This is a genomic window from Pseudomonas yamanorum (genome assembly GCF_900105735.1).
Lineage (GTDB): Bacteria > Pseudomonadota > Gammaproteobacteria > Pseudomonadales > Pseudomonadaceae > Aquipseudomonas > Aquipseudomonas yamanorum.
Genome location: NZ_LT629793.1, coordinates 3,897,953 through 3,917,899 on the forward strand (window position 1 = coordinate 3,897,953; position 19,947 = coordinate 3,917,899).

The window sequence follows — 19,947 nt, forward strand, 5'->3', positions numbered from 1 at the left end:
GCCTGACATCGCACGGTTAAGGGACGCACATGGCTCAGCAGGTTTGCATCATCGGTGGTGGGGTTATCGGCCTGGCGAGTGCCTACGCCCTGGTGCGTGCCGGTATGCAGGTGACTGTGGTCGAGGCTCGGGAAACCCTGGGCAGCGAGACCAGTTTCGCTAACGGCGGGCAGCTGTCCTACCGCTATGTCGCACCGCTGGCCGACAAGGGCGTGCCGTTGCAAGCCATCGGCTGGATGCTGCGCGGTGACTCGCCGCTGAAGCTGCGCCCGCGCATGGACCCGGCGCAGTGGCGCTGGATGGCGTCGTTCCTGGGTGCCTGCCGTGGCTCGGTGAACCAGCGCAATGCGGGCCATCTACTGCGCCTGGCGTCCCTGAGCCAGGACACCCTGCAACGCTGGCGTGAAGAGGACCAGTTGGGGGATTTCCACTGGCGGCGCAATGGCAAGCTGGTGACCTTTCGCAGCCTCGACAGCTATGAGCGCGCGCTGAATAAAGTGACCGACCCGTTGCAGCAACAAGTGCTCTCGGCGGCGGACTGCGCACGGCTGGAACCGACCCTGGACGGTGCCAGTTTTGCCGGCGGTATCTATACGCCCAATGAAGAAGTCGGTGACTGCCATGGGTTCTGCCAACAGTTGGCGGCGCGGCTTGAAGCGTCGGGGCGTTGCACGTTCCTGCTGGGGCGTAAGGTGACGGGGATTCTCCACAGTGCGGGCACCGTGCAGGCGATCGAGATGGGCAGTGAGCGGCTGCCCGTGCAGCACCTGGTGCTCGCCGCCGGGCACCGCAGCCCCGTGCTGGCCTTGCCCGGCATGTCGCTGCCGCTCTATCCCCTCAAGGGCTACAGCCTGAGCGTGCCGATTGGCGCGCAGCATCAGGCGCCGAACATCAGCATCACCGACTACGACCGCAAGATCGTCTACGCGCGCATCGGTGAGCAACTGCGGGTCGCGGCGATGGTGGACATCGTCGGCTTCGACACCCGCCTTGAACCCAAGCGCCTGGCGCTGATTAAACGTCAGGCACTTGAGACGTTCCCGCTGGCCGGAGATTACTCGCAGGCGGTCGAATGGGCCGGCATGCGCCCGGCGACGCCTACGGGTGTGCCGCTGATTGGCGCCAGCGCTTATAGCAACCTGTGGCTTAACCTCGGCCACGGCGCCCTTGGGTTTACCCTGGCTTGCGGCAGCGGCCAGGTGCTGGCCGAGTTGATTGGCCGGCACACCACTTCCATTGATATGCAGGGCTTCGCGCCCCGTGCCGCTTGAGGATGTTTAGATGACCATCACCCGAATCAACAGCAACAGTCGCCTGTCTGGCGCCGTGGTGTTTCAGGACCTGGTGTTTTTGTCCGGCCAGGTGCCGGGGGAAGGCCGCGATGTGAAGACCCAGACCGAAGAGGTGTTGGCCAAGATAGATGCGCTGCTGGCCGAGGCCGGCAGCGACAAGGATCATCTGCTGAATGCGACCATCTACCTGAACAATATTCAGGAGGGTTTTGCGCCGATGAATGAAGTCTGGTCCGCCTGGTTGTCGCCGGGGCAGGCACCGACGCGTACCACGTTGCAGGCACAGTTGGCGCGACCGGACGTGCTGGTCGAGATCAGTGTCATTGCGGTGCGCCGTACCTGAACCTTTAAACACCAACGGAGAATAACAATGCAAAAAATCACGTTGATCGGTTGCACCCTGGGGCTTTTATTGGGTGCTCAGGCCCACGCCAACGAGGCACCCCTGGAAGGCACGCTGAGCAAGATCGCCAACGCCAAGAGCATCACCCTCGGCTACCGCGATGCCTCGGTGCCGTTTTCCTATGTGGGTGACCACAGCGGCAAGCCGATGGGCTATTCGGTGGAGCTGGCGAACAAGATCGTCGAGCGCATCCAGCAGAAAACCGGCGTGCCGAAGCTCAACGTGAAGTACAACCTGGTGACTTCCCAGACCCGCATAGCCCTGGTGCAAAACGGCACCGTGGACCTGGAATGCGGTTCCACCGGTGTGACGGCCGAGCGGCAGAAGCAGGTGGCGTTTTCCTACGGGTTTATCTACGTGAAGGGCCAGTTGCTGACCGCCAACGACAGCGGCATCAAAAGCTTCGCCGACCTGCAAGGCAAGAACGTGGTAACCACCGCCGGTACCACCAACGAGCGGTTTCTCAAGAGCTACAACGTTGATCACAAACTGAACATGTCGGTGATCAGCGCCAAGGACCATGGCGAAGCCTTCCAGATGCTGCAATCGGGCCGGGCGGCGGCGTTCTACATGGACGACGCATTGCTCTACGGCGAGCGCGCCAAGGCCAAGGACCCGCACAAGTGGGTGGTGGTGGGGGAAGAGCAGTCGCGGGAAATCTACAGCTGCATGGTGCGCAAGGACGACCCGCAGTTTCTCGCGGTGGTCAACGAGACCCTGGCCGGGCTGTACAGCTCGGGGGAGATCAACGGGATTTACCAGCGCTGGTTTGAGCAGCCGATTCCGCCCAAGGGCCTGAACCTGGAATTCCCGATGACCAGTGAGTTGAAGGCGATTATTGCGACGCCTGTGAGTGACCCGGTGGAGTAGTGGAGTGGAAACCCGATCAAAATGTGGGAGCAGGCAAGCCAGCTCCCACATTTGATTGGGTTTGCAAGGCAGGGTTTAGAAGTCGCCCCAGAGTTGTTGGGCTACGGCCAGCGCCACGACCGGCGCGGTTTCGGTACGCAGTACCCGTGGGCCCAGGCGTGCAGAATGAAAACCCGCACCTTGTGCCGTCTCGACTTCCCCATCGGTCAATCCACCCTCCGGCCCGATCAGGAAGGCCAGGCTCCCAGGCTTGGCGTGGCTCACCAGCGGCTCGGCTACCGGGTGCAGCACCAGTTTCAAATCCGCCTCTGCCTGTTTCAGCCAATCCGCCAACAGCTGCGGTGGGTGAATCACCGGCACCCGCGAGCGACCGCATTGCTCGCACGCGCTGATCGCCACCTGGCGCCAGTGCTGCAGGCGTTTGTCGGCGCGTTCGTCCTTGAGGCGCACTTCGCAGCGGTCGCTGAAGATCGGGGTGATTTCATTCACCCCAAGCTCGGTGGCTTTCTGGATCGCCCAGTCCATCCGTTCGCCACGGGACAGGCCTTGGCCGAGGTGAATCTGCAAGGGCGATTCGACCTGCCCGGCGAAGGTTTCGGTGACCTGCACCACCACGCGTTTTTTACCGACTTCCAGCAAGCTGGCGCGAAACTCCTGGCCGGAGCCGTCGAACAGTTGCACGGCGTCGCCTTCGTTCATACGCAAGACGCGGCTGATGTAATGCGCCTGGGCCTCCGGCAGCTCGTGGTCGCCAAGGCTCAGGGGGGCGTCGACAAAAAAGCGGGACAGTCTCATTTCTGTTCTCGGAAGAAATACAAAACCTGTGGGAGCCGAGCTTGCTCGCGATCGCGGCAGCCCGTGCACCCGATTAATCAAGTGAACTCAATCAGCCCGGATCACGAAACCCCGGGTGGAAATCCTTGGGCACCGCCACGCTGACCTTGCTGTTGGTGGCGATATCAATCCCTTCGCTGGCCACTTCAGCCAGGAAGTCGATCTGCTCCGGGGTGATCACATACGGTGGCAGGAAATACACCACGCTGCCCAACGGCCGCAGCAACGCGCCACGTTCCAGGGCATGCTCGAATACCTTCAGGCCACGGCGTTCCTGCCACGGGTAGGCGGTCTTGGTGGCCTTGTCCTGCACCATCTCGATGGCCAGCACCATGCCGGTCTGGCGCACTTCCGAGACGTGGGGATGATCCACCAGGTGCGCGGTGGCGGTTGCCATGCGCTGGGCAAGGGCCTTGTTGTTTTCGATGACGTTGTCTTCTTCGAAGATATCCAGGGTTGCCAGGGCCGCCGCACAGGCCAGCGGGTTGCCGGTGTAGCTGTGGGAATGCAGGAAGGCGCGCAGGGTCGGGTAGTCGTCGTAGAAGGCGTCGTACACATCGTCGGTGGTGACCACCGCCGCCAATGGCAGGTAGCCGCCAGTCAGGGCCTTGGACAGGCACAGGAAGTCCGGGCGGATGCCGGCCTGTTCACAGGCGAACATCGTGCCGGTGCGGCCAAAGCCCACGGCGATTTCGTCGTGGATCAGGTGCACGCCATAGCGGTCGCAGGCTTCACGCAGCAGCTTGAGGTACACCGGGTGGTACATGCGCATGCCGCCGGCGCCCTGGATCAGCGGTTCGACGATCACGGCGGCCACGGTGTCGTGGTGTTCGGCGAGGGTCTGTTCCATGGCCAGGAACATGTTCCGGGAATGCTCTTCCCAGCTCATGCCGTCGGGGCGCAGGTAGCAGTCCGGGCTCGGCACCTTGATGGTGTCCAGCAGCAAGGCCTTGTAGGTTTCGGTGAACAGCGGCACATCGCCTACCGACATCGCGGCGATGGTTTCGCCGTGATAGCTGTTGGTCAGGGTGACAAAGCGCTTCTTGTTCGGCAGGCCACGGTTGAGCCAATAGTGAAAGCTCATCTTCAGCGCGACTTCGATGCACGACGAACCGTTGTCGGCGTAGAAGCAGCGGGTCAGGCCTTCGGGGGTCATCTTCACCAGGCGCTCGGACAGTTCGATCACCGGCTGGTGGCTGAAACCGGCGAGGATCACGTGCTCCAGCTGGTCCACCTGGTCCTTGATGCGCTGGTTGATGCGCGGGTTGGCGTGGCCAAACACGTTGACCCACCAGGAGCTGACGGCGTCGAGGTAGCGTTTGCCTTCGAAGTCTTCCAGCCAGATGCCTTCACCGCGCTTGATCGGGATCAACGGCAGTTGCTGGTGGTCTTTCATCTGGGTGCAGGGATGCCACAGCACTGCAAGGTCGCGTTGCATCCACTGATTATTCAAACCCATGTTCATTCTCCTCGAAGCGGCTCGCGACGTGCGCGGGCGAAACAATCGCGCAAGCCTATGCAATGCAGACGTGTGTCACAACCCATTGCGAGTTTGAAGCGTAAATTGGTGGTAAACGCAGGACAGTCCGTCACGTTTCTTCTGGATAGTCCTTAATCTCTTGTTAACTTACTCTGCATACGCTCTTGATCGTATTTCTCGATATTTCAAAGCGAAATTTTCCGCTTTAATTCGATAGGTAAATCGATAGTCTTGCCACAGCTCTTACGGAATTTGGGACATGCAACTACGTAATTCACCGGCCCGCTATGGCTGGGTCAGCATCGTTTTGCACTGGGGCGTGGCCCTGGTGGTGTTCGGTCTGTTCGCATTGGGCCTGTGGATGGTCGGTCTCGACTACTACAGCACCTGGCGCAAAGACGCCCCGGACCTGCACAAAAGCATTGGCATCACGCTGTTCGCCATCATGCTCGTGCGGATCGTCTGGCGCCTGGTCAGCCCGCCGCCACCACCGCTTGCCAGCTATAGCCGCATGACGCGTCTGGGGGCTGCGTTTGGCCACGCATTCCTGTATCTCGGGCTGTTTGCCGTGATGATTGCCGGTTACCTGATTTCCACCGCAGACGGTGTCGGGATCCCGGTGTTTGGCCTGTTTGAGATTCCTGCACTGGTTTCCGGGCTACCGGACCAGGCAGACACTGCAGGCGTGGTGCATTTGTACCTGGCCTGGGTATTGGTGGTGTTCGCCGGCCTGCATGGCGTGGCCGCGCTGAAACACCATTTCATTGATCGTGATGTGACCCTGGTTCGTATGCTGGGGCGCAAAGCCTGATGTTCAACCTCGACTCACAAGGAATAGAAAGCATGTTGAAAAAGACTCTCGCCGCTCTGGCCATCGGTTCCGCCCTGCTGACTGCCGGTCAGGCGATGGCAGCTGACTACGTTGTCGACAAGGAAGGCCAGCACGCCTTCGTTGACTTCAAGATCAGCCACTTGGGCTACAGCTTCATCACCGGTACCTTCAAGGACCTGGACGGCAAATTCAGCTTCGATGCTGCCAAGCCTGAAGACAGCAAGATTGAGTTCAACGTCCGCACCGCCAGCGTGTTCACCAACCACGCCGAACGTGACAAGCACATCGCCAGCAAAGACTTCCTGGACGTTGGCAAGTTTGCCGACGCCAAGTTCGTCTCCACCAGCGTCAAGACCACTGGTAAGAACGCTGCTGGCCAAGTCACTGCTGACGTGACCGGCGACCTGACCTTTCACGGCGTGACCAAGCCGATCGTCGTCAAGGCGACCTTCCTGGGTGAAGGCAAGGATCCATGGGGCGGCTACCGTGCCGGCTTTGAAGGTACTACCTCCTTCAATCGCCAGGACTTCGGCAAGCAGATGGACCTGGGCCCAGCGTCCAACACGGTTGAGCTGTATGTGACCTTTGAAGGTGTGAAAGCGAAGTAAATTTTCGCCGGCCACACAAAAATGCCCCGGATCTCGCGATCCGGGGCATTTTTTATGGCGCTTTGAAAACTCAGCGGTTGCGGGTCAGCAGCGCCGGTTTTTCACCACGTGGACGGCCCGGCAGTTGATCCAACTGCTCAGGTGTCAGCGTGCGATCGCTTTTCGACTCTTTGTGGATGATCTTCGGTGCCGGGCCGCCGCGCGGGTTTTGCACCGCTGGCTCAGACAGGCGAGGTTGATCATCACGGGCCGGGCGACGGTTGCGGGACTCTTCGCGACGGGCCTGGCCGTCACGGGGTGCACCGTTGCGTGGGCCGCTGCGCTTGGCCGGCGGGGTGCCGGTGGTGGCACCGTTGCTGCTGCGCGGACCGTTCTGGCGATCTTGTGGCTGGCCGCCTGTGCGTGGTGCAGAACCTGCGCCTGCGCCCTGGGCGGGAGCGCCCGGACGACGACCGCGACCTTGGGCCGGCTTGGCCTGGGGCACGTAGTCAACGCGGTTACCGAAGTTGTCTACGTCGTCGTCCAGGAACTCGTCCGGAGCACGGTCGGCAGCAGCACGTGGCGGTTGGCTCGGCTGGCGCTGTTCGCGGGCCGGGGTGCCTTCACGGGGCTTTTGCTCACGGGCCGGGCGTTCGCCACGGCCATTGGTCGCAGCCTTGTCCTTGCCGCCCTTGTCCTTGCCCTTGTCTTTACGACCGCCACCACCGCCGCCGCCGTTCGGGCCATCGCCTTTCGGACCGCGTGGGTTGTTGCGCGGGTTACGCACGTCCGGACGCTCGCGCACTTCAGGCTTCTCAGCCTCAACGGCGCTGGAGTCGAAGCCCATCAGGTCGCCATCGGCGATTTTCTGCTTGGTCATGCGCTCGATGCTTTTCAGCAGCTTTTCTTCGTCCGGTGCGACCAGGGAAATGGCCTCGCCCGAACGACCGGCCCGGCCGGTACGGCCGATACGGTGCACGTAGTCTTCGTCGACGTTTGGCAGCTCGAAGTTGACCACGTGGGGCAGTTGGTCGATGTCCAGGCCGCGAGCGGCGATGTCGGTGGCGACCAGGATGCGCACTTCACCGGCCTTGAAGTCGGCCAGGGCTTTGGTGCGGGCGTTCTGGCTCTTGTTGCCGTGGATCGCGACGGCGGTGAGGCCGTGCTTGTCCAGGTACTCGGCCAGGCGGTTGGCGCCGTGCTTGGTGCGGGTGAAGACCAACACCTGTTCCCACGCGCCGGCGGTGATCAGGTGGGCCAGCAGCGAACGCTTGTGAGCGGCCGGCAGGCGGAATACGCGCTGCTCGATACGCTCGACCGTGGTGTTCGGCGGTGTGACTTCAATACGCTCCGGGTTGTGCAACAACTTGCCCGCCAAAGCGGTGATGTCGTTGGAGAACGTGGCCGAGAACAGCAGGTTCTGGCGTTTGGCCGGCAGGCGTGCGAGGACCTTTTTCACGTCATGGACAAAGCCCATGTCGAGCATGCGGTCGGCTTCGTCCAGCACGAGGATTTCCACGTGGGACAAATCGACGCTGCCTTGGCCGCACAGGTCAAGCAAACGACCCGGGCAGGCAACCAGTACGTCGACACCACGGGACATGGCCTGAACCTGTGGGTTCATGCCGACGCCGCCGAAGATGCAGGCGCTGACGAACTTCAAGTCGCGGGCATACAGCTTGAAGCTGTCATGCACTTGGGCGGCGAGTTCGCGGGTAGGGGTCAGGACCAATACGCGCGGTTGGCGCGGGCCGTGACGCTGGGATTTGTCCGGGTGACCGTTGGGGAACAACCGCTCCAGGATCGGAAGGGCGAAGCCGCCGGTTTTACCAGTACCTGTCTGAGCCGCAACCATCAGGTCGCGGCCTTGCAACACGGCGGGAATGGCCCGCTGTTGCACCGGAGTAGGCTCGGTATAGCCCGCTGCCTCGATGGCGCGGACTAAAGCCTCGGAGAGACCGAGGGAAGCAAAGGACATGAGTAATCCTGTTTTAGTTAGGGCTTGGCCCAGAGGGATAGTCTTGCCTGGCGTGAATGGCGTTTAGATGAACGCAATCCCGTCCGGTCCTGCTGGGGCTGGCAGGCACTCAGACGGCTCGCGCGGGCTTGTAAAGCTGCGCTGTAGCGGGGTCGGGTGCCTTTTGCAAGACCGAAGCGTCCGGGCGTAAGCCTGGCGGAAAGGCCGGAGTATAACAGAGCAATCACTTCGCGCTGCTTTCCTGCTGCTCAACGGTGCTTGCAGGCAGGGCTGATGCGCTGGTTTGGAGGCTCGCACCGGCATATTTGGCGCTCAAGGCCGCGTAGGCCGGCTCTTGCTTGAAGCGTTTGAGTTCGGCGGCAAAGCGTTGCACCAGCAAGTCCATGCCGGCACCCCGGCGCACGGCCAAGAACTGTGGCTGGCTGCTGACCACCTGGGGCGCCTGGGTGATCTGGTGCTCAAGTCCGAGGGCCTTGAGCACATGCTGGCCGACCCGGCGGTCCGTGATGACCAGATCGATCCGGCCAAGGGCCAGCTTGCCGAAGTTGGCCTCGTGGCTGGCGGCCGGTTCCTGCTTGAACAGGGTGGACTCGCTGAATTCGGCGCCATAGAGGTAACCCGGCGATGTGCCGATGGTCAGGCCGCGCAGGTCGTCGAAGGTCTGGAACGGATATGGGCGCTTGTTGGCATAGAACAGCACGAACTCCACCTCGGACAGCGGCTCGCTGGGGTACAGCAGCACCGCATCGCGTTCGTGGCTGTGGAAAATATCCAGCGCGCCATCGGCCTGGCCTTGGTCGAGCATCGCCAGGCAGCGCTTCCAGGGCAAGAATTGCCAATCCACGTCGATGCCCAGGCGCTGGAACACAATCACCGTGGTCTCGTAGTCGAGCCCGCGCATGGTGCCGTGGTCGTCATACACGTAAGGCGCCCAGGGCTCGGTGACAATACGCAATTTCTCGCCATGGGCGCCGAGGCTCAGGCAAGCGAAAAGAACAGCAGTCAACAACCGGAAAGTGACAGGCATGCCCTGAGATTACGACTGTGGCGGGCTAAAGAGAAGCTCTGGCACAGCGATCTGCGGGCACCTGCAGGTTTTACTTGCCCGGAGATTTGATCAAGTGTTCGTAGATCGCCTCGCGCCGCTCACCGAGAATCAGCCGCACCACGGGATTGGCAAACCAGTGCTCCAGCAGGTGGGCATCCACGGGTCGACCCTGGCGCTCTTCCTGATTTTGTCGGGCCTTGTCCCACCAAACCGGGCCACACGCCTGGTCGAATTCGTTCTCATGTTCATAGCAACCGTAGAGAATTTCCCGGATGAACTGCTGCTGGTGCTTGGGCAATGCCAGGGTGATCAGCTTGTACATCAGTCGTTGCAGGCGCGGCGGGCGGGGCAGGTGAGCGGAGACCTGGCGGGTATCGTCCAAGGCCGTGGCGCTGGTGGGGTTAGCCCCGTGCTTGGTGATCCACGCCTTGACCTTGGCGCGGAACAGCTGCTTGCGGCTCCAGTAGTGGTGGATCAGGTCTGGGCATTCGCGCACATTGAGGGTGCGATAGGCGGCGATCGACAGGCAGAACTCTTCCAGGGTGTAGGCGCCCTGGGCATGGGGAAACAGTTCGTCCATCAACTCGATCGAACGGTCGAGGATGTGCGCGTCCTGCTGCGTCAGGCCCATGACCCCGGAGTTGAGGGTCATCATGTCGTCGTCGGCCACGCCCATGTCCAGCAGGCGCTGGTACAAGGCGCTGTACAGAATGCTTTCGTGGTTGTCGCCGTACTTGGTGTAGAAGGCGTTGCACAGCAGGGTGCCGGGCTGCACGCGTTCAAACAGCGCCAGGGGCGAATGGTGGAAAAACGTGTCGGTGTCGATCAGCAGCGCCACTTCCGATTCTTGCAACACTTGCCGCAGCACCACGTGCTTGGTGCGGAAGTGGTAGCCATGGGGCTCGCTCCAGCGTTTGCGCGTGGCTTCGTCCAGCGGGCGTACCCGTACCGGCAGCAGGCGATAGGGCTCGGGGTTGTCGCTGAAGACCTGGATGTCGATGCCCGCATCCGGCGTATCTCGCAGGAAAGCCAGGGCGCTGGCGATGCTGAATACCGCTTCCTGATGGTAAGTCTCTGCGCCGAATACCAGGTAGACCAGTTGCGGGCGGGACGTCGGGGCGGTTGTATTCATGGACTGCAGGATTCCGTGGGCGTTTAGAACGGCAAAGGCCCTCATTATGAGGGCCTTTGCATTTCGGAACAGACCTTAGCGTGGCAGCTTCAGGTTGTTCCAGACAGCGAGGCTAGGCTCAGCCTGGTTCAGGGTATAGAAGTGCAACCCTGGCGCGCCACCTTGCAACAATTGTTCACACATCTCGCTGATGACCTGCTCACCGAACGCCTGGATGCTCTTGACGTCGTCGCCGTAGGCTTCCAGTTGTTTGCGAATCCAGCGTGGGATTTCAGCGCCGCAGGCGTCAGAGAAGCGCGCCAGTTTGCTGTAGTTGGTGATCGGCATGATACCCGGCACGATCGGGATATTTACACCCATCGCCTGTACACGTTCAACGAAGTAGAAGTAGCTTTCTGCGTTGAAGAAGTACTGGGTGATCGCGCTGTTGGCGCCGGCGTTGGCCTTGCGCACGAAGTTCTGCAGATCGTCTTCGAAATTGCGCGCCTGAGGGTGCATCTCCGGGTAAGCGGCCACTTCGATATGGAAGTGATCGCCGGTTTCTTCACGGATGAAGCTCACCAGGTCATTGGCGTAGCGCAGCTCGCCGCTGGCCATGCCCATGCCGGACGGCAGGTCACCGCGCAGGGCGACGATGCGCTTGATGCCGGCTTGCTTGTATTGGGTCAGCAGGCTGCGCAGGTCGGCCTTGCTGTCACCCACGCAGGACAAGTGCGGAGCAGCAGGGACTTTGACTTCGCTTTCCAGCTGCAGCACGGTGTTGATCGTGCGATCGCGGGTGGAGCCACCGGCACCGTAGGTGCAGGAGAAGAAATCGGGGTTGAAGCTGGCCAACTGCTTGGCAGTCGCCATCAGTTTTTCATGCCCAGCATCGGTCTTGGTCGGGAAGAACTCGAAGCTGTAGCGACGGTCTTGGGACATGGTCATACCTATGGAAACTCATAAAGCCAGAAGGTGTACACCGTCAATGTGGAAGCGGGCTTGTGTGGGAGACGGGCTTGCCCGCGATGCAGGCACCTCGGTGCGTCAGTCACACCGAGGTGATGCTATCGCAGGCAAGCCAGCTCCCACTTAAGCCGGTGCCTACAGTAGGACTTAGTAGCGGTAAGCGTGCGGCTTGAACGGGCCTTCGACCGTCACGCCGATGTAGTCGGCCTGGGTCTTGGTCAGTTGGGTCACTACGCCGCCGAAGCCGCGGACCATTTCCAGGGCCACTTCTTCGTCGAGTTTCTTCGGCAGTACTTCCACGGTCAGGCGCTCGGCTTTCTGGGCGGGCGACAGGTCGGCGTATTTCTGGCCGAACAGGAAGATCTGGGCCAGTACCTGGTTGGCGAACGAGCCATCCATGATGCGGCTTGGGTGGCCAGTGGCGTTGCCCAGGTTGACCAGACGGCCTTCGGCCAGCAGGATCAGGTAGTCATCGTTCTGTGGGTCGAAATCACCCGCACCGGTACGGTGAACCTTGTGTACCTGTGGCTTCACTTCTTCCCATGCCCAGTTCTTGCGCATGAAAGCGGTGTCGATTTCGTTGTCGAAGTGACCGATGTTGCACACCACGGCGCGCTTTTTCAGGGCCTTGAGCATGTTTGCATCGCACACGTTCACGTTGCCGGTGGTGGTCACGATCAGGTCGATCTTGCCCAGCAGCGCTTTGTCGATGCTCGCTTCGGTGCCGTCGTTCTGGCCGTTGATGAACGGCGAAACCACTTCGAAACCGTCCATGCAGGCTTGCATGGCGCAGATCGGGTCAACTTCGGAGACTTTAACGATCATGCCTTCCTGACGCAGGGACTGGGACGAACCCTTGCCCACGTCACCGTAGCCAATCACCAGCGCTTGCTTGCCGGACAACAGGTGGTCGGTGCCGCGCTTGATCGCATCGTTCAGGCTATGACGGCAGCCGTACTTGTTGTCGTTCTTGCTCTTGGTCACCGAGTCGTTGACGTTGATGGCCGGGATTTTCAGCTCGCCCTTGGCCAGCATGTCCAGCAGGCGGTGGACGCCGGTGGTGGTCTCTTCGGTCACGCCGTGGACGCGGTCGAGGATCTGCGGGTACTTCTTGTGCAGCAACTCGGTCAGGTCGCCGCCGTCGTCGAGGATCATGTTGGCGTCCCATGGCTTGCCATCCTTGAGGATGGTTTGCTCCAGGCACCACTCGTACTCTTCTTCGGTCTCGCCTTTCCAGGCGAACACGGCGATACCGGCAGCAGCGATAGCGGCAGCGGCCTGGTCTTGAGTCGAGAAAATGTTGCAGGACGACCAGCGTACTTCGGCACCCAGGGCAACCAGGGTTTCGATCAGCACGGCAGTCTGAATGGTCATGTGGATGCAGCCGAGAATCTTCGCGCCCTTGAGCGGCTGCTCAGCGGCGTACTTGCGACGCAGGCCCATCAGGGCTGGCATTTCGGATTCGGCGATAAAAGTTTCGCGACGGCCCCAGGCAGCGAGGGACATGTCGGCGACTTTGTAGTCGGTAAAACCTGCAGGCGTGATTACAGCGCTCATGAAGAGCCTCCATTCGTAGTGTGCGAATGGGCGCCGTTGTGCGTTTAGTATCCAGCTGGCTAACCAGGCCGGACAACGCCCCATCCGAGCCTGACAGGTCGAGCCTGCTGCAGCGCCCCTCGGACAGGTGGCGGGAGAACGGTATCAATCGAAGATGACCGTTTTGAAGCGGAGGCGATTATAGCCGTCCGCGCCTGACTTCTAAAGCCTTTCTGTCGGCGGCATGAAGATCGCTCATGGGGTTGATAGGCAATGGCTCATAGAGCTTGGGCCCGGCCTCTGCCATGATGTTGCCCATCATTTCGCAACACGCTTTGGAGTGAACATGAACTTCCACACCCGCAAATGGGTAAAACCCGAAGACCTCAACCCCAACGGCACCCTGTTCGGTGGCAGCCTGCTGCGCTGGATCGACGAAGAAGCGGCCATCTACGCGATTGTCCAACTGGGCAACCAACGGGTGGTGACCAAGTACATCTCTGAAATCAACTTCGTCAGCGCCTCGCGCCAGGGCGACATCATCGAGCTGGGCATCACCGCCACCGAGTTCGGTCGTACCTCCATCACCCTGACCTGCGAAGTGCGTAACAAGATCACCCGCAAGAGCATCCTGACCGTGGAAAAAATGGTCTTCGTGAACCTGGGTGAAGACGGTTTGCCGGCGCCCCATGGCCGTACCGAGATCAAGTACGTGAAGGATCAGTTCCAGTCGGAAGGCCTCGGCGAATAATCCTGCGCAGGGCCAGTGAACGCTCTTGATCAACCATAGGTCGTACCTGAATATCGCCCCCCGTTCAGGTATCACCATGGCCACGCAAGAAGACGGCAAGACCCCCAATCTGTCGCAGGAAGAGCAGCACGACGTCGACAAGAACCAGCCGCCTCGCGCGGCGGTTCTGCATGAGATCATCCGTACTCAAGGCGATCAGGAACTGGAGCGCAACGTCGCCGCGTTGTGGTGGTCGGCGCTGGCCGCCGGCCTGACCATGGGCCTGTCGCTGATGGGCATGGGCTTGCTCAACTCGCGCCTGCCGGATGGCGAAGAGTTCAAGGTGATCGCCAGTTTTGGTTACTGCGCCGGCTTTCTTGCCGTGATCCTCGCCCGTCAGCAGTTATTCACCGAAAACACCCTGACCGCGGTGTTGCCGGTGATGAGCAAACCCACGCTGAAGAATTTCGCACGCCTGCTGCGCTTATGGGCCGTGGTGCTGGTGGGCAACCTGTGCGGCACCTTGCTGGTGGCGTACGTGATGCTGCACTTGCCGATCTTTGACGCCAAGACCGACCTGGCCTTCCTGGAAATCGGGCGCAAGGTCATGGAAAACGACGCCTACCAGATGTTCGCCAAGGGCATCGTGTCGGGCTGGATGATCGCCACCATGGTCTGGATGATCCCCTCCATGGAAAGCGCCAAAATCTGGATCATCATCCTGATCACCTACCTGATGGCACTGGGAGACTTCACCCACATCGTGGTGGGCTCGGCGGAAGTGTCGTACCTGGTATTTGCCGGCGAGCTGCCGTGGAAAGACTTCTGGCTGGTGTTCGCCGGGCCGACATTGGCGGGCAATATCATCGGCGGCAGCTTTATTTTTGCGCTGATCAGCCATGCGCAGATTCGCAGTGAAAGCAGCTTGCCGGGCAAGGCTGCTGCGGACCCGAGGCATCCGCAGCAGATCAAAAAGGATCAGTGAGTCTCCGGCACCGCAGCAGGCGCTGGCTCATCCTTGGTCACATGCTTGACCAGCTTGCCGATGCTCAAGCCCTGCAACAGGATGGACGACAGCACCACGATGTAGGTGATGCTCAGCAGCAAGTCGCGCTCCGGGCCCAGCGGCAGGGCCAGTGCCAGTGCCACGGAAACCCCGCCGCGCAGGCCGCCCCAGGTGAGGATGCGGATAGTGCCGCGGGGCACTGTGCGCCAGCGCCGCAGCAGCAGGATCGCCGGGGCCACCGTCAGCAGGCGTGACAACAGGATCGCCACCGCCAGCAAACTTGCCGCCAACACGTGCAGCCAGTTGAACGGCAACAGCAAAAGCTCCATGCCGATCAGCGCGAACAGCAGGGCGTTGAGCATGTCATCGAGCAGTTCCCAGAAACCGTCCAGGTAGCGGCGGGTCATGTCGTTCATTGCCAGCTTGCGGCCCAGGTTGCCGATGATCAGCCCGGCGACCACCATCGCAATCGGTGCCGAGACGTGCAGCTCGGTGGCCATCGCCGAACCGCCGATCACCAGGGCGAGGGTGAGCATTACTTCGATCTGGTACTGCTCGATGCTCTTGATCATCAGGTACACGATGTAGCCGATCAGCCCGCCGAACACCACGCCACCGATCGCCTCATGGGCAAACAGCATGGCCGTCGCGCCGACCGTAGGCGTTTCACCCAGTTGCGCGATGCCCAGCAACACGGTGAACACCACCACCGCCGTGCCGTCGTTGAACAGCGATTCGCCGACGATGGTGGTCTTCAGTGGTTTCGACGCGTTGGCGGTCCGCAGCACCCCGAGTACGGCAATCGGGTCGGTGGGAGAAATCAGCGCACCGAACAGCAGGCAGTACAGGAAGCTCACATGCCAGCCGAACAGGGCAAAGATGTAGAAGGCCAGGCTGCCGATCACCACGGTGGCAATCAATACGCCGAAGGTGGCGAGCAGGCCGATGGGCCAGCGGTAGCTGCGCAGGTCGCTCAGGTTTACGTGCAAGGCGCCGGCGAACAGCAGGAACGAGAGCATCCAGTTCATCAGCAAGTCGCCGAAGTCGATCTGGCCGATCAACTGCTGGATGCGCTCTTCAAGGCCGGGGTAGCCGATAAAGCTCAAGCCTTGCAGCAGCAGGGAAAACATCAGCGCCGTCACCATCACACCGATAGTTGGCGGCAGGCCGATGAAGCGGTAGTTCACGTAAGTGAGCAGGGTGGTCAGGCAAATAAACGCAGCGACAAGTTCAAGCATCCGGGGTCCTTGGATGGAGGAGTGAGTGGAGATCAACTGTGGGGCTGGAGAGCTCCCACACAGAACACATTTATCAGTTGGGTACGTTGACCGCAGTTGTACTGCGACGTTGCAGGTAGATGAAGAAAAGTGCCGCCAGCACCGTCAGGCAGCCGAGCAGTGCGCCGGTCCACGGTAAGTCCGACAGGTCGGCACCGCTGGCCACCACCATCCCGCCGATCCAGGCGCCGGCCGCGTTGCCCAGGTTGAAGGCGCTTTGGTTCAGGGTCGAGCCCAGGTTAGGAGCTTCGTGGGCCTGGTCGATGATCAGCAGTTGCAGGATCGGGCACAGGGCAAAGGCGAACACGCCCCACAGCAGCAAGGTAATCGCGGCCGGAATCACCGAGTGGCTGGTTTGGGTGAACACCGCGAGTATCAGCACCACCGCCAGGGCCATGCCTACCAGCGAAGGCAGCAGGCGGCTGTCGGCCAGGCGACCGCCAAGCATGCTGCCCGCCGTAAGGCCGACGCCGAACAACAGCAACATCAGGGTGATGCCGTGGGGGCTGACGCCAGTGATGTCCTGCAGGATCGGTGCGATATAGGTGAAGACGCTGAACAGACTGGTGGACGCCAGAGCACTCATGCCCAGGGCCAGCAGCACGTTGGGTTTGGTCAGCACCTTGAACTCGCTGGCGAGGTTGGCTTTGTCCATCACGATGTGCTTGGGCAACCACAGCCATTGGGCCACGGCGGCAATCACGCCGATCACCGACACCGCCCAGAACGTCGAGCGCCAGCCGGCGTATTGGCCCAGCGCGGTGCCCAGCGGTACGCCGAGCACGTTGGCCAGGGTCAGGCCGGTGAACATCATCGCAATCGCCTGCGCCCGTTTGTTCGGCGCCACCAGGCCGGCGGCCACCACCGACCCGATGCCGAAGAACGCCCCATGACACAGCGCGGTAACCACCCGGGCGGCCATCAGCGTCGCGTAGTTCGGCGCCAGGGCGCACAGCACATTGCCGAGGATGAACATCACGGTCATGCCCAGCAGCGTGGCCTTGCGCGGCATGTTGGCAGTACCGATCGCCAGGATCGGTGCGCCGAACACCACGCCCAGGGCGTAGCCGGTGATCAGCAGGCCGGCGTTTGGAATGCTCACGGACAGGTCGCGGGCGACATCGGGCAGCAAGCCCATGATGACAAACTCGGTGGTACCGATGCCAAAGGCGGCAACGGCCAGTGCAAGCAAGGCGAGCGGCATGCGAGGATCTCCTGTCGGTAATCGTGACGCTCTGATCAGGCATACGCATGCCGAGGCCCGAGTCGGTGAGGATTGGGCAGCAGCAGAAATTTATTGGTCTAGGTCTTTGCGCAACTGAGTGCGGCGTGGTCGGCTTTAGTATAAACAGGTGCTGAAATATGGCGAATCAAATCTGCTTTTTCTGACTGGGGAGTCACCGTGATCGCAACAGCTCTGGTACTGGTAGCGGCGTTGTTGCACGCGACGTGGAACACCTTGATCAAATTCAGCGGCGAGCGCCTGTTGGTCATCGCGTGCATGGACACGGTGGCGTTGTTGTTTGTGGTGCTGGCGGTGGGGTTTGTATCGTTTCCACCGCTGGAAATCTGGCCGTGGATCATCGCCTCGGCACTGTTTGAATTGCTCTACCGCTACCTGCTGATCCAGGCCTATCGCGTCGGTGACCTGGGGTTGGTGTACCCGCTGATGCGTGGCTTGTCGCCTCTGGTGGTGCTGGCGTTGACGTTGGTGTTTGCCGGTGAGGTGCTCAGTACCCAGCAGATCCTTGGCATTCTGCTGATCCCGTTCGGCATGTTGTGCCTGTTGTGGCAGGGCGGCGGCGGCGACCGGTTGCCTTGGTCGATGCTGCCGGTGGTGGCGTTGATCGGCCTGTGTATTGGCTGCTACACCTTTCTGGATGGGCAGGCGCTGCGGCGCTGGTCACACCCGCTGGACTACCTGGTGTGGCTGACGCTGATCAGTGCGTGGCCGTTTCCGTTGCTGGCGATGGTGCGCAAGCGGGCGGCGTTCGGGCTGTTCTGGCGCACGCAGTGGCGACTGGGGCTGAGCGTCGGGTTATGCGTGTTGTTGAGCTACGCTCTGGTGCTTTGGGCCATGCAGTTGGGCTCGATTGCCGAGGCTGCCGCGCTGCGGGAAGTCAGCGTGATTCTGGTGGTGCTGTTCGGCATGCGTTACCTGAAAGAACCTTTCGGCCGCCCACGGCTCATAGCCTGTGGGTTGGTGCTGATCGGCATGTTCGTGATGAAACTCTAACCGTCGGACAAAACTAAAAAAGGAATGGGTTATGACAGTCGCTTTCTGGTGTGTGTTGATCGCTATTTTTCTGCCGTATCTGTGCACGGGCGTGGCCAAGTTCAGCGGTGGCAAGTTCGGGCCCCGGCAGAACCATGACCCCCGAGCTTTCCTGGAAACCCTCGAGGGGTTCGCCAAGCGTGCCCACAGTGCGCAACTCAACAGCTTTGAAGTGACCCCGGCCTTCGCGGCGGCGGTGATCATTGCCCATTTGGCCGGCGCTGCGTCGCTGGTGACGATCAACGTATTGGCGGTGCTGTTTATTACCAGCCGGCTGCTTTACATCATCTGCTACCTGGCGGACTGGGCGATTCTGCGGTCGGTGGTATGGGCGGTGGGGATGGCGTTGATTGCGAGTTTCTTCTTTGTCTCGATCTGAAGCCTGACACTGTTCAAATGTGGGAGCGAGCAAGTCCGCTCCCACACAAGCCCGCTCCCACATAGACCGTGGTGTTCTTCAGGTACCTGTCGGCGCATCGGGCACTTTCGGCAGCGCTGCGCCTTTGGGCCACAGCATCCAGATCTGGCCCTGCTGCTTCATGTTGCCCGCCAACTCACCAGCGGCATCACCGGTTCCCCAGAACAGGTCGGCCCGCACTTCACCGGTAATTGCACCACCGGTATCCTGCGCGGCCACGGGGCGGGCAATCGGTGCGCCGTCGGGTCGCGTAGTCGATAGCCATAACAGGCTGCCCAGGGGAATCACCTTGCGATCCACCGCGACGCTATAACCCGCAGTCAGCGGCACGTTCAGCGAACCGCGGGGGCCTTCGTTGCTGTCGGGGCGGGCGCTGAAGAACACGTAGCTGGGGTTGCTTGCCAGCAATTCAGGAATACGCTGCGGATGCGCCTTGGCCCAGGCCGCGATGGCGCCCATGGTCACGTCTTCTTTTTTCAGTTCGCCTTGCTCCACCAGCCAGCGGCCGATGGGGCGGTACGGGTAGCCGTTTTGGTCGCCGTAACCGACGCGCAATTGGCGGCCATCGGCCAGTTGGATGCGGCCCGAACCCTGAATCTGCAGGAATTGCAGGTCCATCGGATTGGTCAGCCAGGCGATGGGCTTGGCGGTTGAGCCTTGCTGGTTGATGGCGCTGGCGTCGTCATAGGGTTTGAGTACCCGACCTTCCAGGCGGCCGCGCAGGCGTTTGCCCTTGAGCTCCGGGTAGATGCTTTCCAGGTTGACGATGATCAGGTCATCCGGCACGCCGAACACCGGCACATGGGCGGTGGCGGTTTCGGTCAGGCTGCCGGGGTAAACCGGTTCGTAGTAGCCGGTGATCAGGCCATTGGGGCTGTTGTCGGCCGAGCGCAGGCCGTAGACATCGAGGTTGGCCTTGAGGAAGTCGCGAATCGCCACTGCCGTCGACGGCACAGTGGCTGATGCCGCGCACGTTGTGCCCCACACCGGGTCAGCCTTGAGCCGTTGACAGGCGCTGCGCCAGGATTCAAAGCCGGCTTGCAGGTCGCTGTCCGACACGGCCGGCAGGTTTTCCCAGGTAGCGCCGACGTAGGTGGCGATGGCGTGGGGCTTGGCTTTTTCGTCCTTGCCGGTGTCGCAACCGGCCAGCAACGCGATCATTGGAAGAGCCCACGCCAGTCGGCGGCTCCAGGGTTTAAAGCGGATACTCATACAATCAATTCCTGAAGCGATTGCCCGCGCTGGTTGTTGCTCGAGCAACCCTTATTATTAATGGGGGTATTGGTGTTTGCGGGCGGGGC

The 19,947-nt window shown here is 61.2% G+C and carries 19 protein-coding genes and 1 riboswitch; of the genes, 9 read left to right on the plus strand and 10 right to left on the minus strand.

Annotation, left to right across the window (positions count from 1 at the left end):
• Positions 1–29: 29 nt before the first annotated feature.
• Genes BLU46_RS18335 through BLU46_RS18345 form a run of 3 tightly spaced genes read left to right on the plus strand, consistent with a single transcriptional unit; the run spans position 30 to position 2,565 of the window.
• Entirely contained in the window at positions 30–1,271 is a 1,242-nt protein-coding gene (locus tag BLU46_RS18335; protein ID WP_093204140.1) for a D-amino acid dehydrogenase, read from the plus strand.
• 10 nt (positions 1,272–1,281) lie between these two features.
• Complete coding sequence (locus tag BLU46_RS18340) at positions 1,282–1,635, plus strand: RidA family protein (RefSeq protein ID WP_093204144.1); 354 nt, start codon at positions 1,282–1,284, stop codon at positions 1,633–1,635.
• Between the two features lie 27 nt (positions 1,636–1,662).
• Positions 1,663–2,565: a transporter substrate-binding domain-containing protein gene (locus tag BLU46_RS18345; protein WP_017476490.1), complete on the plus strand. Its 903-nt coding sequence runs from the start codon at positions 1,663–1,665 to the stop codon at positions 2,563–2,565.
• Positions 2,566–2,640: 75 nt separating this feature from the next.
• Here BLU46_RS18345 and BLU46_RS18350 read toward each other — a convergent pair whose 3' ends face one another.
• Positions 2,641–3,360, minus strand: a complete 720-nt coding sequence (locus BLU46_RS18350; protein WP_093204148.1) for a 16S rRNA (uracil(1498)-N(3))-methyltransferase — start codon at positions 3,358–3,360, stop codon at positions 2,641–2,643.
• 91 nt (positions 3,361–3,451) lie between these two features.
• Entirely contained in the window at positions 3,452–4,858 is a 1,407-nt protein-coding gene (locus tag BLU46_RS18355; RefSeq protein ID WP_093204152.1) for an adenosylmethionine--8-amino-7-oxononanoate transaminase, read from the minus strand.
• Positions 4,859–5,138: 280 nt separating this feature from the next.
• On the opposite strand from BLU46_RS18355, the gene BLU46_RS18360 reads away from it, so the two are divergent.
• A complete protein-coding gene (locus BLU46_RS18360) occupies positions 5,139–5,690 on the plus strand; it encodes a cytochrome b (protein WP_063026565.1) in 552 nt (183 codons plus the stop codon).
• A gap of 32 nt (positions 5,691–5,722) precedes the next feature.
• A complete protein-coding gene (locus tag BLU46_RS18365; RefSeq protein WP_010167625.1) occupies positions 5,723–6,319 on the plus strand; it encodes a YceI family protein in 597 nt (198 codons plus the stop codon).
• A gap of 70 nt (positions 6,320–6,389) precedes the next feature.
• On the opposite strand, the gene BLU46_RS18370 is transcribed toward BLU46_RS18365, so the two are convergent.
• From BLU46_RS18370 to ahcY, 5 genes are all read right to left on the minus strand, one after another.
• Entirely contained in the window at positions 6,390–8,276 is a 1,887-nt protein-coding gene (locus BLU46_RS18370; RefSeq protein WP_093204157.1) for a DEAD/DEAH box helicase, read from the minus strand.
• Between the two features lie 223 nt (positions 8,277–8,499).
• Positions 8,500–9,303 carry a substrate-binding periplasmic protein gene (locus BLU46_RS18375; RefSeq protein WP_093204161.1) on the minus strand — a complete coding sequence of 268 codons (804 nt, stop codon included), beginning with the start codon at positions 9,301–9,303 and terminating at the stop codon, positions 8,500–8,502.
• Positions 9,304–9,373: 70 nt separating this feature from the next.
• The gene (locus BLU46_RS18380; RefSeq protein ID WP_063026569.1) at positions 9,374–10,456 is read right to left on the minus strand and encodes a hypothetical protein; all 1,083 of its coding nucleotides are present in this window, start codon (positions 10,454–10,456) and stop codon (positions 9,374–9,376) included.
• A gap of 75 nt (positions 10,457–10,531) precedes the next feature.
• Positions 10,532–11,377: a methylenetetrahydrofolate reductase [NAD(P)H] gene (gene metF, locus BLU46_RS18385; RefSeq protein WP_063033886.1), complete on the minus strand. Its 846-nt coding sequence runs from the start codon at positions 11,375–11,377 to the stop codon at positions 10,532–10,534.
• Positions 11,378–11,551: 174 nt separating this feature from the next.
• Positions 11,552–12,961: an adenosylhomocysteinase gene (ahcY, locus tag BLU46_RS18390; RefSeq protein WP_063026571.1), complete on the minus strand. Its 1,410-nt coding sequence runs from the start codon at positions 12,959–12,961 to the stop codon at positions 11,552–11,554.
• 21 nt (positions 12,962–12,982) lie between these two features.
• Positions 12,983–13,088, minus strand: a riboswitch (S-adenosyl-L-homocysteine riboswitch).
• 198 nt (positions 13,089–13,286) lie between these two features.
• Here ahcY and BLU46_RS18395 point away from each other — a divergent pair.
• Together BLU46_RS18395 and BLU46_RS18400 are read left to right on the plus strand one after the other, a co-directional pair.
• Positions 13,287–13,691: an acyl-CoA thioesterase gene (locus BLU46_RS18395; RefSeq protein ID WP_003216852.1), complete on the plus strand. Its 405-nt coding sequence runs from the start codon at positions 13,287–13,289 to the stop codon at positions 13,689–13,691.
• A 76-nt stretch (positions 13,692–13,767) separates the two neighbouring features.
• Positions 13,768–14,655, plus strand: coding sequence for a formate/nitrite transporter family protein (locus BLU46_RS18400; RefSeq protein ID WP_093204166.1), 888 nt, complete (start codon positions 13,768–13,770; stop codon positions 14,653–14,655).
• On the opposite strand, the gene BLU46_RS18405 is transcribed toward BLU46_RS18400, so the two are convergent.
• Together BLU46_RS18405 and BLU46_RS18410 are read right to left on the minus strand one after the other, a co-directional pair.
• On the minus strand, positions 14,649–15,914 hold the full coding sequence (locus BLU46_RS18405) for a cation:proton antiporter (protein WP_063026575.1): 1,266 nt from the start codon (positions 15,912–15,914) through the stop codon (positions 14,649–14,651). The genes BLU46_RS18400 and BLU46_RS18405 overlap by 7 nt on opposite strands.
• Before the next feature lie 73 nt (positions 15,915–15,987).
• Positions 15,988–17,157 (minus strand): MFS transporter, encoded by a 1,170-nt coding sequence (locus tag BLU46_RS18410; protein ID WP_093204171.1) that lies wholly within the window; start codon positions 17,155–17,157, stop codon positions 15,988–15,990.
• Positions 17,158–17,355: 198 nt separating this feature from the next.
• Here BLU46_RS18410 and BLU46_RS18415 point away from each other — a divergent pair, with 198 nt between their 5' ends.
• Entirely contained in the window at positions 17,356–18,189 is an 834-nt protein-coding gene (locus tag BLU46_RS18415) for an EamA family transporter (protein WP_063026578.1), read from the plus strand.
• 31 nt (positions 18,190–18,220) lie between these two features.
• Positions 18,221–18,607, plus strand: coding sequence for an MAPEG family protein (locus BLU46_RS18420; protein WP_017476476.1), 387 nt, complete (start codon positions 18,221–18,223; stop codon positions 18,605–18,607).
• 78 nt (positions 18,608–18,685) lie between these two features.
• Here BLU46_RS18420 and mltA read toward each other — a convergent pair whose 3' ends face one another.
• Entirely contained in the window at positions 18,686–19,858 is a 1,173-nt protein-coding gene (gene mltA / locus BLU46_RS18425; protein WP_063026580.1) for a murein transglycosylase A, read from the minus strand.
• Between the last annotated feature and the right edge of the window lie 89 nt (positions 19,859–19,947).

What these genes read in the sequence shown, in the direction of transcription:
- BLU46_RS18335 (WP_093204140.1), top strand. Translation starts at nt 30, where the DNA reads ATGGCTCAGCAGGTTTGCATCATCGGTGGTGGGGTTATCGGCCTGGCG.
- BLU46_RS18340 (WP_093204144.1), top strand. Translation starts at nt 1,282, where the DNA reads ATGACCATCACCCGAATCAACAGCAACAGTCGCCTGTCTGGCGCCGTG.
- BLU46_RS18345 (WP_017476490.1), top strand. Translation starts at nt 1,663, where the DNA reads ATGCAAAAAATCACGTTGATCGGTTGCACCCTGGGGCTTTTATTGGGT.
- BLU46_RS18350 (WP_093204148.1), bottom strand. Translation starts at nt 3,360, where the DNA reads ATGAGACTGTCCCGCTTTTTTGTCGACGCCCCCCTGAGCCTTGGCGAC.
- BLU46_RS18355 (WP_093204152.1), bottom strand. Translation starts at nt 4,858, where the DNA reads ATGGGTTTGAATAATCAGTGGATGCAACGCGACCTTGCAGTGCTGTGG.
- BLU46_RS18360 (WP_063026565.1), top strand. Translation starts at nt 5,139, where the DNA reads ATGCAACTACGTAATTCACCGGCCCGCTATGGCTGGGTCAGCATCGTT.
- BLU46_RS18365 (WP_010167625.1), top strand. Translation starts at nt 5,723, where the DNA reads ATGTTGAAAAAGACTCTCGCCGCTCTGGCCATCGGTTCCGCCCTGCTG.
- BLU46_RS18370 (WP_093204157.1), bottom strand. Translation starts at nt 8,276, where the DNA reads ATGTCCTTTGCTTCCCTCGGTCTCTCCGAGGCTTTAGTCCGCGCCATC.
- BLU46_RS18375 (WP_093204161.1), bottom strand. Translation starts at nt 9,303, where the DNA reads ATGCCTGTCACTTTCCGGTTGTTGACTGCTGTTCTTTTCGCTTGCCTG.
- BLU46_RS18380 (WP_063026569.1), bottom strand. Translation starts at nt 10,456, where the DNA reads ATGAATACAACCGCCCCGACGTCCCGCCCGCAACTGGTCTACCTGGTA.
- metF (WP_063033886.1), bottom strand. Translation starts at nt 11,377, where the DNA reads ATGTCCCAAGACCGTCGCTACAGCTTCGAGTTCTTCCCGACCAAGACC.
- ahcY (WP_063026571.1), bottom strand. Translation starts at nt 12,961, where the DNA reads ATGAGCGCTGTAATCACGCCTGCAGGTTTTACCGACTACAAAGTCGCC.
- BLU46_RS18395 (WP_003216852.1), top strand. Translation starts at nt 13,287, where the DNA reads ATGAACTTCCACACCCGCAAATGGGTAAAACCCGAAGACCTCAACCCC.
- BLU46_RS18400 (WP_093204166.1), top strand. Translation starts at nt 13,768, where the DNA reads ATGGCCACGCAAGAAGACGGCAAGACCCCCAATCTGTCGCAGGAAGAG.
- BLU46_RS18405 (WP_063026575.1), bottom strand. Translation starts at nt 15,914, where the DNA reads ATGCTTGAACTTGTCGCTGCGTTTATTTGCCTGACCACCCTGCTCACT.
- BLU46_RS18410 (WP_093204171.1), bottom strand. Translation starts at nt 17,157, where the DNA reads ATGCCGCTCGCCTTGCTTGCACTGGCCGTTGCCGCCTTTGGCATCGGT.
- BLU46_RS18420 (WP_017476476.1), top strand. Translation starts at nt 18,221, where the DNA reads ATGACAGTCGCTTTCTGGTGTGTGTTGATCGCTATTTTTCTGCCGTAT.
- mltA (WP_063026580.1), bottom strand. Translation starts at nt 19,858, where the DNA reads ATGAGTATCCGCTTTAAACCCTGGAGCCGCCGACTGGCGTGGGCTCTT.